Here is a 16,005-nt window from a genome sequence, read left to right on the forward strand (position 1 = left end):
TGCGGGCGCGTGTGTTGCTTGTTGCTGCAATGCCGGCCTTTCCGCGGACGTCGCTCGGTCCGCGTCATCGGAACATCGTGTCCTGTCCGTCGATCCCGTACCGAATGTGCAAAATGCCCAGTCCTCGCCGTGTCGCCTTTTTCAACGATCTGTTTGTGTCTACCGCCAAGGGGAGAGGGGCGCATTAATGTGCGGCATTGCAGGTTTCTTGCGACTTAGGCAAGGCAGCCGGGGTCCTCTATCGGAGCGTGTCCTCGACGAAATGACGGACAGCCTCGCATATCGTGGGCCGGATTCGCGAGGCACATGGCTCGACACTGAGCGAGGTGTGGGCTTCGGTCATCGACGTCTGGCGATACGTGACCTGACCCCGACGGGCGCGCAACCGATGACGTCGCGATGCGGGCGGTTCGTCATCATCTACAATGGTGAGGTTTACTCCCATAATGAGATCGCAGCCGATCTTGAGCGGACAAATCGTCGGCTCAAGGGCCACTCGGATACCGAGGTGATCCTTGAGGCTTGCGCGGAATGGGGTATCGAAAATGTCGTGCCGCGCCTGATCGGCATGTTCGCCATCGCGCTATATGACAAGCAGACGGGTGACATGGTTCTGGTGCGCGACCGCCTTGGCATCAAGCCGCTCTACTGGAGTGTGATCGGCGGCGTGCTGACCTTCGGCTCGGAATTGAAGGCGCTGCGCGCTGTTCCGGGTTGGGTGCCGGTCGTGGATCGCAACGCGATGGCCTCGTTCATGCGCCACAACTATATCCCGGCGCCTTTCACGATCTATAAGGACACCTACAAGCTCGAACCGGGCACCATGCTCAAGACCGGGCCTGGCGGCGAAGTCTCGATTGAGCGCTTCTGGAATCTCCGGGGCCTCGTCGAGAAGTCGGTGCGCGGCAAATCAGAGATCGACGAGAATGAAGCGGTCAATCGCCTGGATGCTCTGCTCTCCGATGCGGTGAGGCGCCGGTTGGTTGCGGACGTGCCGATCGGTTCGTTGTTGTCGGGAGGAATAGACTCCTCGCTTGTGACCGCGCTCATGGCAGAGACCGCGGATCGAAAAATCAATACATTCTCGATCGGTTTTGTGGATAAGGGGTTTGATGAGGCGCCCTTTGCGCGCGAGGTCGCGCGTCATATCGGGACCGACCACACCGAGTTGTACGCCGATGCCTCGCATGCCTTGGACATGGTCGAGCATCTCCCGCAATGGTACGACGAACCGTTCGCGGATTCCTCTCAGCTGCCGACCGCGCTGGTGTGCGAGCTGACCCGCCAGCATGTTAAGGTCGTGCTTTCGGGAGATGGTGGCGACGAATTGTTTGCGGGCTACGCCCGCTATGCCTACGCGCTCGACATGCGAAAGGTCGCCAGCCCCGCCCCGGGGGCTCTGCGCGGTGTGCTGACTCGGGGTCTCCGTGCGGTCCCGTCGCGTGTCCTGGACCAGATTGGCCAGGTGCTGCCAGGCCGGTGGCGGATCAATGGTCTTGGTTCGAAGGTCGAACGGTACGCCCCGGCCATTCTCGAGGATGATCCCGACGCACTCTATCGCGGGATGCTGAGCCATTGGCACAGTCCGGACGATCTGGTGATCGGGGCCTCCGAGACCAAGGGAGTGCTTTGGGACAAGCGTCTCGCGACCGACGTGCCGAATTTTCTCGACCGGATGATGCTCATCGACACGCTGACCTATCTGCCTGACGATATCCTGACGAAGGTCGATCGCGCGAGCATGATCGTTGGGCTCGAGGCGCGGGTTCCGCTGTTGGATCACCGGGTCGTGGAATTTTCCTGGACCCTGCCCAGGCATATGAAGTACCGGGATGGCGTTGCCAAATGGGCGCTGCGCGAGGTGCTCTATCGCCGTGTCCCGCGTACGCTGCTTGATCGTCCGAAGATGGGGTTTGGCGTGCCGCTGGCGGAGTGGCTGAGAGGGCCGCTGAGGGCCTGGGCGGAAGAATTGTTGTCTGAAAAAAGATTGAAGGACCAGGAATTGTTCTCTCCCGCACCGATCAGAGAGCGATGGGAAGCGCACCTAGGGGGTGGGAATTGGGCCTATCCGCTATGGAATGTCTTGATGGCGCAGGCGTGGCTGTCAGCTAATCCGGAGGTGTCGCTGTGATCGCAGCGTCATCACTTCTTGGCTCGGTGTACGGGCACCGCGAGCTCGTGGCTGAGCTCGTGAAGCGTGAGTTGCGTGATCGTCACACGGGACAGCTACTGGGCGCTCTGTGGGCCTATGGCCATCCGCTGCTGCTCATGCTGATGTACTCGCTCCTGTTCGCCTATGTATTCCCGACCCGCGTCGGTAGCAGCGGCGGGCACCCCGATTTTGCTGTAAATGTCTTGATCGGAATAGTCTCGTGGCTGGCGTTTCAGGATTTGCTGGCGCGCTCCACCACGATACTGACCACTCATGCGAGTCTCGTGAAGCAGATCATTTTTCCCGTTGTGGTATTGCCGGTCAAGACTGCGATCGCTTCAGCACTTCCATACTCGATCGCGCTCTTGTTCACGATCGGCTACGCCGCGATTAGCGGAACTCTGACGTTCATGGTTCTGACCGTCCCATTCTTGATTGCGATCCAGCTTATTGCGATGACCGGCGTCGCTCTCATGCTATCGGCCCTCGGTATCTTCTTTCGCGATTTGCGAGACATCGTGACAATCTTCTGCACGGCCAATCTGTTCGCGCAGCCCATCTTGTTCAACCCCTTTGCAACGCCGTCCTGGATGAATTGGATTTTTCACCTTAATCCGTTCAGCTACCAGGTTTGGTGTTGGCAGGACGCGCTCTATTTCGGAGCCTTTCAACATCCGGCAGCTTGGATTGTCTTTCCCTTGGGCGCGGTTTCCTGCTTCGTAATTGGCTACGCGGTGTTCTTCCGCTTGAAACACGGCTTTGGCGACGCGCTATGACCGGAAAACAAATCGCCATCCGTACCCGAGGGCTTAGAAAGGCGTACCGCGTCTATGCGCATGCGATCGATCCGATCGTAGAAGTCATTCGCCGCGTTCCGCGCCACACCGAGCGCGTGGCGCTTCAGTCCATCGATCTCGAGCTCAAGCGCGGCGAGATTGTTGGAGTTCTTGGGCGCAATGGGGCCGGAAAATCGACCTTGCTCAAGATTATCGCCGGAACACTCGAGCGCTCGTCGGGTGATTTGGAAGTCAACGGCCGGATCACCGCCATACTCGAGTTGGGAACTGGCTTTCACCCAGACTACACCGGCCGGGAGAACATTTTCATGGGCGGCCTGTGCCTCGGCATGTCCAAGGCGGAAATCGAGAGCAAGCTCGATTCAATCATCGACTTTAGCGAATTGCGGGACGTTATCGATCAGCCATTCAAGACCTATTCCACCGGGATGCAGGCGCGTCTCACGTTCGCTACGGCGATCAGCGTAGAGCCTGATATCCTGATCGTCGACGAAGCTCTTTCAGTCGGCGATGCGCGTTTCCAAATGAAATGCTTCGGGTGGATCCAGCGGCTGAAGCAGAAGAACGCAACGATCTTGCTCGTATCCCATGACACCAACACGATTACGACCTTCTGCGATCGCGCGCTGATTCTGGAAGGTGGGCGGGTTTTCGCAGAAGGAGAGGCCGGGCCGATATCGGTGGTCTATCACAACCTGCTGTTTGGTAAGTTGGAGGTTCCGACGGCGATCGAGCCCGAAGCTGCGCCGCCGCCTGAGCTGGAGAGGTCCGTCAGTCAGGTCGCTGTCGAGAGTGCGGGCACTTTCGAGCCGCCAGCGGGGGATGTCGCGCCGAAGGTTCGATATGGGACGGGTGAAGGGCGCTTGCTCGATTGGGGCATATTCGATGAGCACGGGCGGCGTGCGACGCTCCTCAACAGTGGAGGTAGCTATCGCTTTTCGATGCGGTTACGCTGCGACGGGGACATTGCGGCATTGTCCTGTGGTTTTGCAATCAAGGACCGCAGGGGAACTGTCGTATGGGGGGCGACGAACCTGACCAGCCAAGGCGTGCCGTGGCAGGCCCGCGCCGGCGACGTTCTGACAATCGCATGCGATTGCAAGATGTGGTTGGCCGCGGGCGACTTCTTTTTGACGCTCGGCGCCGCACACCTCCATGATGGAGCAAAGATCGATTTCGTCGAAGATGCTATCCAATTCCGGGTCGTTGGTACGCATGGGGCTTTCACGACGGCCCTGGTCAATCTCGAGAGTGAGATTGTGATCTCGTCTGAACGCGAGGATGTCGCTCGGGTAAGCGGAGCTGTCGGAGGATGTTGAAGCGAATAATGGCGCCGTTGCTGGGAACGCGCGCGCGGACCGAGAGCGAGGCCCCGGCGCAATCCGCTCCGGCGCCCGTGCAACCGGCTCCGGCGCCGGTCTACAGCTCCGATGCTGCTCGGCTCGCGGCGGAGATCGAGGGCCTTGCGCCGGACAAGGCTGTTCAACTTCTTACGATCTTGAAGCGTGGGCTGGAGCCCCAATCCTCGGAATTCGAGCGCTATCTCTCCGCCGAGGCGCTGACGACAGCCATTTATCCGACGTTCAAATTCTCCGAGTTTGCCCGGATATTCCTTGAGGATGAGGCATTCCTTGCCTACTACATGCGGTTCATGGACGTAGGTAATTGGCATTCGCTTGATCGCAAATATGCGATGAATGAGTTGCTGAAGCTCGTGCTACATCTCGACGGCGATGCCGCCGAATGCGGCACGTACAAGGGCGCGACGGCCTACCTGCTGTGCCGGGCCTTCAGGAAAATGCCGATCTCCATTCATCTCTTCGACAGTTTCGAGGGATTGTCTGAGCCGACTTCCATCGACGGCACCTACTGGCGGAAGGGCTCTCTGACCGCGGCCGAAGATGAGTTGCGGCAGAGCTTGCGAGAGTTCGACAACTATCGGATCTACAAGGGCTGGATCCCCACACGATTTGTAGAGGCGGCCGACTGCCGGTTTCGCTTTGTGCACATCGATGTCGATCTCTACCAGCCTACGCTCGACTCTCTGCAGTTCTTTTATCCTCGCATGGTTGCGGGCGGCATTATCCTGCTCGACGACCACGGGTTCAAATCATGCCCGGGTGCGAAACAGGCAGCTGACGCATTCTTCGAATCGAAGGCCGAGAACCTCGCGCTCTTGCCAACCGGACAGGCCTTCACGATTAAGCAGTAGGATGGAGCTGAGCTGCTTCGTTCAATGATGAGAAAGCTCTGAGATGGCTGCGGAACGCTTGAAGTGGACTCCTGAACTGGTCAATCGGTTCTGGGACAATGTGGGGCAGACCCGGCTGACCGAACTTAGTTTCGCGAAGCTTGGGGGCCGCAGCGTCATTACGGCTATCGATCACATCCTTCCGAAGCACGGGCGCATTCTCGATTTCGGTGCCGGCGACGGTCACCTTCTTCGCTTCATGGCCCAGCGGGGCCTTACCGTGGCGGGATACGAGCCGTCGAAAGGGCGCGCGGCAAATCTGCAGCGTGTGCTGGGGAATTTCGACGGATTCCTGGGCGTCGTGGGCGATGACTCGGCGGAGACTTTTGATGTCGTGATCATGTCCGAGGTCATCGAGCACGTCCTGGACGAAGTCCTGGATGCCACGCTCGACCGTCTGGCGCGTTTTGTGCGCCCCGGCGGGATGTTGGTCATCACAACCCCTAACAACGAAGACCTCGATCTGGACATGGCGTACTGCCCGGTCAGCAATTTGCTATTCCACCGTTGGCAGCACGTACGCTCACTCGATCAATCGTCGCTGAAGACGCTTCTCTCGCGATTTGGTTTCGATGAAGTGGTGACGCACCAGGTCGGATTCGACGACAACATCTTTGTCCCGCATGATGCCTTCTGGAGCGGAAAGCCTATCGTTGATCCGCTGCCGGATTGGCTTGAGAACATACGCCAGAACAAGCCAAGTCAGGCTGGGGCAGGGAACCGACTTCTGTACATCGGGCAGAAGGGGCGCGCGACGGATTATGAGAAGCAATTGACGACGTTTCAGACTCTTGCTGCTCAGTCTATATCGAAGGTGCCGGCGGCAAAGTCGTTGCCGGATTGCGGTGGAATATTGATGATCATTGGTTCGTTGGGCCCGGGGGGCGCTGAACGGCAGATGGTCGCCTTGGTCGAACAGATTGTATCGCGCGGGGTGGATTCAGTTGCGGTGGCGCTGGTCCATCCTCCGGCGACGGAGCGCGAGAATTTCTTTCGAGCTCGGCTGCAGAAGGCGGGCGTCAGGATCATTGCTGGCTTCTCTGCCGCAAGGTCTCCGGCTGGATCCGACAAGATAGCGAATCCTGATCCGTTCGAAGTGTTGCCGTCCGAGCTCGCTGACGTAAGGACCTACTACGACCTTCTCGCGGACGTGAATCCTGAGACAGTGTATCTCTGGATGGACGAAGTTTGCATCAAGGGAGGTATTGCGGCGACCGTACTGCAGATTCCCCGAACATTGCTCTGTTTCCGGAATATGCCGTCCTACCATTTCCCTTACTATCACGGATACCATCGTGATTGTTATCGGTTCCTGGCAAAGCAACCGAACCTGCGGATGCTCAATAACAGCCAAGCCGGTGCGCGAGCGTATGCCGAGTGGCTGGAGCTCCCGGAGGGAGCGATCAAGGTCGTGCAAAACGGAATTGACCTCGACAATGATGCCGAAACAGCGGTCTTGAGAAGACAGTACCGTGCCACGTTGGGGATCGATGAGAAGACGCTGATCGTTGGTGGCGTTTTCAGAATGATGACGGAGAAGCGTCCATTCCTTTGGCTCGATGTCGCTGCGATGATACGCGAGAAGATGCCGAATGTGCGCTTCCTGATGGTGGGCAATGGCGCGCGGTTCGATGATGTTCGCGCGCGCGCCGAACAGCTTGGGCTGGCCGGCGCATTGATATTTACCAATCTGGAACTGCGTCCCGCCGCCGCAATCGCAGCGATGGATCTTTTCTTTCTGGCGTCCCGTATCGAGGGTTTTCCAAACGTTATTCTCGAAGCCCAGGCGCTTGGGGTTCCCGTAGCTACGACCTCTGCCGGAGGTGCTCCCGAGGCTGTGCTGGATGGCAAGACGGGGCAGATATTCACGCCCGATGCAACGGCGCGGGTTATGGCAGATACGATCGTTGACTTGCTCGGCAATTTGCGCTGGAGAAAAAAAGCTGCGCAACTGGCCCCGGAGCACGTCAAGACGTCCTTCAGCGTAAAGCTCATGGCCGACCGGATGCTTGCCGCTCGTGATGGAATTGCCGTCTGTTCGGCAGTTGATGGCGAGATTGTTGAGGCCGCGAGTCCGCCGGCCGATCCTGTTGCAGAGAAGGCAGATGAACCGCAACGATCTTGGGCGTTGCAGTGGTTTACGGCCAAACTCCCGTCCTGGATCTATCGATCGTGAGCGAGCAAATGTGTCGACGGTGGCGCCGAACCCATCGTGCCTGTCAGGCAGGATCGGGCAAGTCATGATTGGGGGATTTGAACGAAGGTCTGCCAGGCCGTTTGTCTAAGGGGGCAAAGAACGTGGTCAAGGAGGAACGAACGAAGGGCAATGCTGCATGGAGGCCGCCGGAGCGGACCGTTTCCATGTTTGCAGCAGGTCCAAAATTCGTGACGAGGACGTTCGTAAATGCGATCCGTCGCAGTCTGCCACCCCGCACGATTGCATTTATCAGGCGACACCCGCTGCGCTGGCCTCCAATCGTCACGTTCAAGGATGTGTATTTATTCGCTTGGTCGAAGATGGCCCGCTGTCGGCCTCTGTTGGCCCGTAATCTGGCGGAACTCAGCATCGCAGAGCGTGTTGAGCGTCGAATTCTCAAGCTCGTTCTGGCGATGCCTGATGGACGACATCGTCGTGCGCTAAGGCAGTTCAGTGCCCAGTTGAAACGGCACGGTATCTCGGGCGCAAGGAACTCGGTTGCGCGGCAGCGCGGCGTGACAATGATGATTGGAACGCTTGGTCCAGGTGGTGCAGAGCGCCAGCTGGTGGTCACGGCGCGGGCGCTTCGTGATGGCAGGAAGCCAAACATCCGCGTTGCGTGCGTCAACCTATCCACGCCGATCAGCCGGTTCTTCCTGCCGGAGCTGGAGTCCAGGGATATCGCAGCCAGTGTCATCGGCGCTGAAGCGGATAGTAAGCTCGATCCGGCGTTGCGAGCTATCGTTGATACCTTGCCACTGGAACTGCGGGACGACGTGGCTCTCTATGCCAAGACATTGGCGGCGCAACAGCCCGAGATTGCTCATCTGTGGCTCGACGAAGTCAACATCAAGGGGGGCATCGCAGCGGTCCTGATGGGCGTTCCAAAAATCATCATCTCGCAACGCAGTCTGCCGCCGATCAATTTCGTTTTTCATCAGCCCTACATGCGTGAAAGCTATCGGTGGCTCGCGCGTCAGCCCGGGGTCAAGATGATCAACAACAGCGCGGCCGGTGCGAGGGCTTACGAGGCGTGGCTCGGATTGGGCAGGAACTCGATCGGCGTTGTTCGCAATGGTTATGCCTTTGATGAGGCCGAGCTGGCGAGGTACAAGGCGGATTGTGCCGAACTCCGACAGCGCGCCGGGATTGAACCCGGTGCGTTGGTTGTGGGGACCGTGATGCGCTTCACCGAGGAAAAATGTCCCATGCTGTGGCTGGAGATAGCCGCGCTCGTCCGCCGAGATCTGCCCGAGGCGCGTTTTCTGATTGTTGGCGATGGACCTCTGCGTGCAACCTTGGAGGCTCGCGCGGCCGCAGAAGATTTGGCGGGGGCGGTGTTTTTCGTCGGACATCTGAAGGAGTCAATGGCTGCTATTGCCAGCATGGACTTGATGCTTCTGACGTCCCGGGCGGAGGGGCTTCCGAACGTGCTGGTCGAAGCGCAGTTCCTGGGGGTACCCGCAGTGACGACGCCGGCGGGGGGCGCGCCGGAGGCCGTCAATCACGGCGAGTCAGGTTGGGTTCTCCAGGGCTGGGACGCGGCATCGAGTGCTTGCCAAATCGTGCGTCTTTTGCGAGACGGCAACTGGCGAGAAGCCGCGGCCAAAGATGGTCCTGAGTTCGCGTTTAAGCGCTTCGGGGTTCAGCGTGCGATTGATGAAACGCTCGCCGTGTATGGTTAAACGGATCCAGAGGACAATTTCATGGACCAGGTAGAAGAAAAGCGCTTCGAGTTCGGAAAGAACTGGCATGACTTCATTCAGAAGAATTTTGACACCGAGAAGGTTCAGACTTCGAAGCGTCACATCCTTCAGTTTATGGGACGTTCCAGTCTCGATGGGCTGTCCATTCTCGATATTGGCTGTGGCAGCGGTTTGCATTCGGTCGCCATGCTGGATGCGGGCGCCGCCCGGGTGGACGGCTTCGATTATGATGCAGATTCAGTCCGGGCGAGCAAATTTGTCCGGTCGCAAGTGGGCAATCCCGCCAATTGGACCGCGGAGCAGGGGTCGGTTCTCGACGATGCTTACGTCGCCAAATTGCCGCTCTACGATCTGGTCTATTCGTGGGGTGTGCTGCATCACACCGGTGAGGTCTGGCATGCGATCCAGAATGCAGCCAGCCGCGTGAAGCCGGGTGGGCTGTTCTACATCGCACTCTACTCGGCTGACGTGCAAAAGGACCCGACGCCGGAATTCTGGCTTGATGTGAAGCGCCGCTATGTAGCTTCCGGTTGGCTGCAGCGCAGGCTGATGGACGGTTGGTACGTCTGGCGTTTCGAGATGTACAAGGATCCGCGCAACTTGCCGGCGTTCATACGGCGGGTGCGGGAATACAAGAAAATGCGCGGCATGAACAAGTTTACCGACATCCGCGATTGGCTTGGCGGCTGGCCCATGGAGTTCGTTTACGACAAAGACGCCACCGATTTCGTCGAGAAGCTGGGCTTCAAACTCGAGAAGATCGCGACCGGCGAAGCCAATACTGAGTTCCTGTTCGTTCGGAATGCATAGCGGGGGCGGTGCTACGTCCCTGCCGCCATGGGATCGCGACGGCACACGCGCGGTCGCGGCGAGGATGTCATCGATTTCTAAGCAATGAGCCCACGCCCGATCATATACGTGATAGGCTCCCTCGATGTCGGGGGAGCCGAACGGCATCTGACCCAAATCATCCCGAGGCTGGATCGCGCCCAATGGAAGCCGATAGTTTGTTGCCTGACTGAAAGAGGCAAGCTCGCGGACGGTCTGGAGGCGGCCGGCTTCGAGGTGATAGCCTGTCCGGCCGTGCGACGTTCCGGCGGCGTATCACGGATACGAAGCCTCGCGCGTCTCGCTGAGACAGTGTACTGGCTTTCCCGGGTCATGCGCCGATTTCGGCCAGCGATCGTTCATTTTTTTTTGCCTGGGGCCTACATCCTGGGAGCGCCGGCATCGATCCTGGCCCGCGTTCCCGTTCGAATCATGAGTCGGCGAAGCCTCAACTACTATCAGCGCAACATGCGCTTTAGCCCCGCGATCGAGGCTAGGCTGCATCGCTACATGACGGCCATTCTCGGAAATTCAAACAGCGTTGTGCGTCAACTGCACGATGACGAAAATGTCCGTGCAGATCGGCTGGGCCTGATCTACAACGGGATCGATTTCGCCAACTATCAGAAGTCTTCGACGGTCCGGCAGAGCATGCGTACGTCCCTCAAGATCGATCAGGACGCCCTTGTTTTCGTCATTGTGGCAAACCTCATCCCCTACAAAGGGCATCAGGACCTGCTCGTGGCCTTCTCGATGGCTTGCGCCCGCTTGCCCGCCGGCTGGAGACTATTGGTGGTGGGGCGAGACGACGGCATCGGCGGGAAGCTGCGGGAACAAGCGGCGAACCTGAAAATCGCTGATAACGTCCTCTTTCTTGGTTCGAGAAGCGACGTGCCCGATCTTCTGTGTGGGGCGGACGTCAGTGTTCTGTCCTCGCACGAGGAGGGGTTCTCGAACGCTGTCCTCGAGAGCATGGCGGCCGGCCTCCCGGTGATCGCAACCGACGTCGGTGGAAACCCCGAGGCGAATATCAACGGAGAGACCGGGTTCATCGTGCCGCCGCGTGATCCCAAGGCGATGAGCGAGGCGATCCTTCGTCTCGCTGCGGACGGGGCATTGCGCGCCAGGATGGGCACGAAGGCGGCAGACCGGGCCCAAGAGAACTTCAGCCTGGATGCTTGTGTGTCGCGCTACGAGGATCTTTACCGCGGTTTGCTGGAGGGCAAGCGTCCGGGCGACATCCCGAGCATCCGGCTTTCGAAGTGATCTAGCCCCAACGTTCACGCCAGGATTCAAACATCAGGACGTCCCACAGCGCGTACTGCCAATTGCGCTTGCGCGACAGGTGCTCGGTCCAGTGCCGGCGAATGAGGGCGACGTCGAAGAAGTCGGTCTCCCGCAATCGCTTTTCGGACAGCAGATTTTCTGCCCATTGCCTCAGCGGCCCGCGCAGCCATTCGTCAAGTGGAATGGCGAAGCCCATTTTCGGACGCTCGACGAGGCTTTTCGGAACATAGCGGTACAGAACCTGACGTAACAGCCATTTGCTGACGCCGCGCCGGATCTTGACGGAATGCGGCAGCCGCCAGGCCATCTCGACAACCCGGTGGTCGAGAAGCGGCACTCTCGCCTCAAGCGCGACCGCCATACTCGCACGATCGACCTTCGTCAGGATATCGTCGGGAAGATACGTCACCGAATCGAGGAATTGCATTCGATCGAGCAAATTCGGAAAGTCAGTTCGTACGGAGCTGTCCCACAAGACCCCACGCGTTTCTGCTAGGCTAGGCGCGATACGGCTCGGATCCCAATGGCTGATCAGCCTTCGGTACAGTTCATCGACATCATTCAATCCCAGCACATTCGCGAACTTATGAATCTTGTCGCCGGGGAGTCGTGGATAGCTATGCTCTGGAAGATATTCGAAGATGGCGTTCCATCGTTCCGTGCTGACCGAAGTCAGGCCCGCTGCAAGTGCCCTGCGCAACGGAGCAGGCACCAGCGAAAGCATCCTCCAGGAGCGCCGGGTCAGCTGATAACGATTATAGCCTGAAAAGAGTTCGTCGCCGCCGTCGCCCGACAGCGCGACTGTGACGTGCTCGCGGGTCATCGCTGAAACGAGGTAGGTCGGAATTTGCGAGGAGTCGGCGAACGGCTCGTCGAAGATCTCAGACAGCTTCGGGACAACTTCGAGCGCTTGCTGCGACGTTACGATGAGCTCCGTGTGGTCCGTTCCGAGATGCTTGGCGATCGCAGCGGCGTGGGGTGCCTCGTTGAAGGCCTTCTCTTCAAAGCCAATCGAAAACGTCTTTACCGGCCCAACATTTGCCGCCTTCATTAACGCGACGACGGTCGATGAGTCGATTCCGCCGGAAAGGAATGCGCCGAGCGGAACGTCGGCCATCATTCGCTTGCGGACGGCATCGACAAGCAGGGTCTCGAGTTGTTCGACCAGCGATGCGTCGTCGCCGGTGAGCGGGTTGCGTATCCCGTCGAGAGCGACCTGCCGCGCGTCCCAGAATTTCTCGAGTTGCGGTTCGCGGCCGAATTCGAGTGTCAGGATGGTTCCCGGCTCGAGTTTATGGACACCCTGATAGATGGAGTGCGGAGCGGGAATGTAATTGTGCCGCGTGAACGAGGCGACCGCAGCCGGTTCGATCCGGGGCGTCCATCCCGGATGCTGGCGAAGCGCCTTGAGTTCGGAGCCGAACATGAACAACCCGGCGATCTTAGCCCAATAGATCGGTTTGATGCCGAGACGATCGCGCAGCAGCTTCAGAGTGCGCGTTTGCTTGTCCCAGATCGCGATCGCAAACATGCCGATCAGCCGGTCGGCCGTGGCGCGAATTCCGTATCGGGCAAATGATTCGAGCATGACCTCCGTATCCGAATGTCCGCGAAAGCGATGGCCCGTCGCTTCGATCTCGGCTCGGATTGGAAGGTGGCTGTAGACCTCGCCATTATAGACGATCACGTAGCGGCCATCGGCCGAGTGCATCGGCTGATGACCGGCCGGCGAAAGATCCACGATCGACAGGCGGCGATGGACGAGGGCAACACCCGCTTCGGGATCGACCCAAATGCCGTGGTCGTCCGGGCCACGATGTTCCAGGCTGACGTCCATGGCGTTGGCGATGGATTTCAGCTGGTCAAGTGATGTCCGGCTGCTGGGATCCGCGAGAAATCCGGCGATTCCACACATTGTGCCCTACGGGACGTCTATCAAATCGGTCAGCGGGCAGAGACCGGGTCCCGGAGATTGCCGTTCCAATGGAATTAGGTCATATCGCATCTGAACCATGACAATGAGACCAATCCAAGGTTGATAACCCGGTTCAGACGCGAACCAAAGGCCACGTAGGTTATCCCGAGGGGGTCGGATAGAGCAAAATTGCCGACGTCGGTAGTGGGGTCGACAGAATTCAAGAGCCGACGCATGGGCGCGTGTCGCAGGTGCCTCAAAGGGACGCCAGAAGGGCCGGAGACGTCAGTTTGCCTTGGTATTCGCTTTGGGGCGCTCTGACAATAGGCGTTGGCTTTTTGCGGCAGAATCCTTGGTATCTTAAGGACTTTCGCTCTTGCGACGTCAGCGGTATGGCGGCTAAACAACCGGCGTTGATGGTCGGCTTGGGCTCGGAACTTCCTTGATGTCACACTACCGGAAGATTGCGGTTATTGGGTTGGGCTATGTTGGGCTTCCCGTTGCGGTTGCCTTCGCGCGCAAGGGGAGGCCCGTCGTCGGTTTTGACGTGGACGCTGGCCGTGTTGCCGAGCTCAGCAAGGGGTATGACCGTACGCGCGAAGTCGAAGCCGACGATCTTCGCCATCCGTCGCTGACGTTTTCCGTGGATCCGGCGGCGATCCGCGAGTCGGATTTTTTCATCGTCACCGTGCCGACGCCGATCGACGATGCGCACCGACCCGATCTCCGGGCGATGATTGCCGCATCCCGCTCGGTTGGAGGTGTGCTCAAGAAGGGTGACATCGTCGTCTATGAATCGACAGTCTATCCCGGCGCGATCGAAGAGGAATGCATCCCCATCCTGGCGCAGGTCTCACGCTTGAGCCCAGGCGTCGACTTTACGGTGGGATACTCTCCGGAGCGGATCAATCCCGGTGATAAGCTGCACCGTTTCGAGACCATCATGAAGGTCGTCTCGGCTCAAGACCCAAAGACGCTCGACATCGTTGCCGACGTCTACGGGTCCGTCGTGACGGCCGGCGTCCATCGCGCACCTTCGATCAAGGTGGCCGAGGCTGCCAAGGTCATCGAGAACACGCAGCGAGATCTCAACATCGCCTTCATGAACGAGCTGTCGCTGATCTTTCAGGTGCTGAATATCGACACGGGCGACGTTCTGGCGGCCGCCGCCACCAAATGGAATTTCTTGCCGTTTCAGCCCGGCCTCGTTGGTGGCCACTGCATTGGCGTCGACCCCTATTATCTGACTTTTCGTGCCGAGCGAGCGGGCTACCATCCGGAGGTCATCCTGGCCGGTCGCCGCATCAACGATGGCATGGGTCAGCGCATTGCCCGCGAATGTGTTCGAATGCTGCTTCGCGGCAATGGAAGGGGAGGTAAAGGCACTGTCACGGTGCTTGGCCTGACCTTCAAGGAGAATGTGCCGGATACGCGTAACTCCCGCGTGGTCGACATCATCCGCGAGCTCGAGACGTTCGGGCTTCACGTGCAGGTGCACGATCCGCTCGCGAACGCGGAAGATGCAAGGCACGAATACGGACTGACGCTGACGAATCTGGATGCCTTGCGGCCGGCGGATGCGGTTATCTTGGCCGTGGCGCACGACAGCTATCTGGCAGGTGGCTGGCCGCTGTTTCAACGACTGTTGGATGGCGGTACGGGCATCATCCTCGACGTCAAGGCGAAGCTCGATCGAGGCGTGACGCCCGCCGGCATCGAACTCTGGCGGCTTTAGAACAATGGCTGAGAACGCGATGATGCACGATACACCACTGGTCACCGGAGCTGCCGGGTTCATCGGTTTTCATGTTGCCCAGCGCCTGCTGGCGGCAGGCCGCAAGGTCGTTGGCCTGGACATCGTCAACGACTATTACGATCCTCGTCTGAAAGAAGCGCGTCTCGAGATCCTGAGGCGCGACCCGAACTTCACTTTCGTGAAGCTCGATCTGACCAACCGCGCGGGCATCAAGTCGCTCTTTGCCGAGTATCGCTTTCCGGTGGTTGTCCATCTCGCCGCCCAGGCTGGCGTGCGCTATTCGCTGGAGCATCCACACGCTTATGTGGATGCAAACCTGGAAGGCTTCATCAATATTCTTGAAGGCTGTCGCCACAACGGATCCGGACACCTGCTATTTGCGTCGTCGTCGTCGGTCTATGGCAGCAATACAAAGCTGCCCTTCTCCGTGCACGACAATGTCGATCATCCGGTCAGCCTGTATGCCGCGTCGAAGAAGGCCAATGAGCTGATGGCGCACTCGTACAGCCATCTGTACGGCATCCCCGCCACGGGACTGCGGTTCTTTACCGTCTATGGTCCATGGGGCCGTCCGGACATGGCCATGTTCATCTTCGCAAAGGCGATCTTGAGCGGCGAGCCGATCAAATTGTTCAACAATGGTGACATGCGGCGTGACTTCACCTTTGTCGACGATATCGCCGAAGCGATCATCCGTCTCATGGGGCGTCCACCTCAACGCAATTCAATCCCGGCCACCACCGCGCCCGATCCTTCCAGCAGCAGGGCGCCTTGGAAGATCTACAATATCGGCAACAATAACCCCGAGGAGCTCCTGCACGTCGTTTCGGTGCTGGAGAAAGAGCTCGGCCGGACAGCGATCAAGGAATTGTTGCCGATGCAGCCCGGCGACGTGCCGGCGACGTATGCCGATATCGAAGATCTGGCGCGGGACATCGGATTTCGGCCTGCGACCAGCATCGAGGACGGGATCGCGCGATTCATCAAGTGGTACCGCGAGTACCACAAGATTTGACGGGCGGCCGACGCGCGCGGTCGGCCGCGGATCGAGCTCGCTCCCTACCGGCCTGTGACGAACATGGTGGGATCGTCGCGCCATCCGCTGCCTGATCGGCG

General features: G+C 59.0%; 11 protein-coding genes. 10 read left to right on the plus strand and 1 reads right to left on the minus strand.

Annotated elements, in window-relative coordinates; all coding sequences use genetic code 11:
- Positions 1 to 187 precede the first annotated feature (187 nt).
- From asnB (IVB13_RS04670) to IVB13_RS04705, 8 genes are all read left to right on the plus strand, one after another.
- Positions 188 to 2,131, plus strand: coding sequence for an asparagine synthase (glutamine-hydrolyzing) (gene asnB, locus IVB13_RS04670; RefSeq protein ID WP_247487951.1), 1,944 nt, complete (start codon positions 188 to 190; stop codon positions 2,129 to 2,131).
- Entirely contained in the window at positions 2,128 to 2,928 is an 801-nt protein-coding gene (locus tag IVB13_RS04675; RefSeq protein WP_247456744.1) for an ABC transporter permease, read from the plus strand. The genes asnB (IVB13_RS04670) and IVB13_RS04675 overlap by 4 nt, the downstream gene beginning before the upstream one ends.
- Entirely contained in the window at positions 2,925 to 4,268 is a 1,344-nt protein-coding gene (locus IVB13_RS04680) for an ABC transporter ATP-binding protein (RefSeq protein WP_247487953.1), read from the plus strand. The genes IVB13_RS04675 and IVB13_RS04680 overlap by 4 nt, the downstream gene beginning before the upstream one ends.
- An 8-nt stretch (positions 4,269 to 4,276) precedes the next feature.
- On the plus strand, positions 4,277 to 5,161 hold the full coding sequence (locus IVB13_RS04685) for a TylF/MycF/NovP-related O-methyltransferase (RefSeq protein WP_247456746.1): 885 nt from the start codon (positions 4,277 to 4,279) through the stop codon (positions 5,159 to 5,161).
- Between the two features lie 43 nt (positions 5,162 to 5,204).
- Positions 5,205 to 7,376 (plus strand): methyltransferase domain-containing protein, encoded by a 2,172-nt coding sequence (locus IVB13_RS04690; protein WP_247456747.1) that lies wholly within the window; start codon positions 5,205 to 5,207, stop codon positions 7,374 to 7,376.
- Between the two features lie 185 nt (positions 7,377 to 7,561).
- The gene (locus IVB13_RS04695) at positions 7,562 to 9,082 is read left to right on the plus strand and encodes a glycosyltransferase (RefSeq protein ID WP_247456748.1); all 1,521 of its coding nucleotides are present in this window, start codon (positions 7,562 to 7,564) and stop codon (positions 9,080 to 9,082) included.
- Positions 9,083 to 9,103: 21 nt separating this feature from the next.
- Positions 9,104 to 9,913, plus strand: a complete 810-nt coding sequence (locus tag IVB13_RS04700; protein WP_247456749.1) for a class I SAM-dependent methyltransferase — start codon at positions 9,104 to 9,106, stop codon at positions 9,911 to 9,913.
- Positions 9,914 to 9,997: 84 nt separating this feature from the next.
- On the plus strand, positions 9,998 to 11,197 hold the full coding sequence (locus IVB13_RS04705) for a glycosyltransferase (RefSeq protein ID WP_247456750.1): 1,200 nt from the start codon (positions 9,998 to 10,000) through the stop codon (positions 11,195 to 11,197).
- Between the two features lies 1 nt (position 11,198).
- Here IVB13_RS04705 and asnB (IVB13_RS04710) read toward each other — a convergent pair whose 3' ends face one another.
- The gene (asnB, locus tag IVB13_RS04710; RefSeq protein WP_247456751.1) at positions 11,199 to 13,133 is read right to left on the minus strand and encodes an asparagine synthase (glutamine-hydrolyzing); all 1,935 of its coding nucleotides are present in this window, start codon (positions 13,131 to 13,133) and stop codon (positions 11,199 to 11,201) included.
- 445 nt (positions 13,134 to 13,578) lie between these two features.
- On the opposite strand from asnB (IVB13_RS04710), the gene IVB13_RS04715 reads away from it, so the two are divergent.
- Both IVB13_RS04715 and IVB13_RS04720 read left to right on the plus strand, forming a co-directional pair.
- Positions 13,579 to 14,868, plus strand: coding sequence for a nucleotide sugar dehydrogenase (locus IVB13_RS04715; protein WP_247456752.1), 1,290 nt, complete (start codon positions 13,579 to 13,581; stop codon positions 14,866 to 14,868).
- Between the two features lie 19 nt (positions 14,869 to 14,887).
- A complete protein-coding gene (locus IVB13_RS04720; protein ID WP_247456867.1) occupies positions 14,888 to 15,904 on the plus strand; it encodes an NAD-dependent epimerase in 1,017 nt (338 codons plus the stop codon).
- Positions 15,905 to 16,005 lie beyond the last annotated feature (101 nt).

The organism is Bradyrhizobium sp. 17 (assembly GCF_023073515.1).
Taxonomy (GTDB): domain Bacteria; phylum Pseudomonadota; class Alphaproteobacteria; order Rhizobiales; family Xanthobacteraceae; genus Bradyrhizobium; species Bradyrhizobium canariense_D.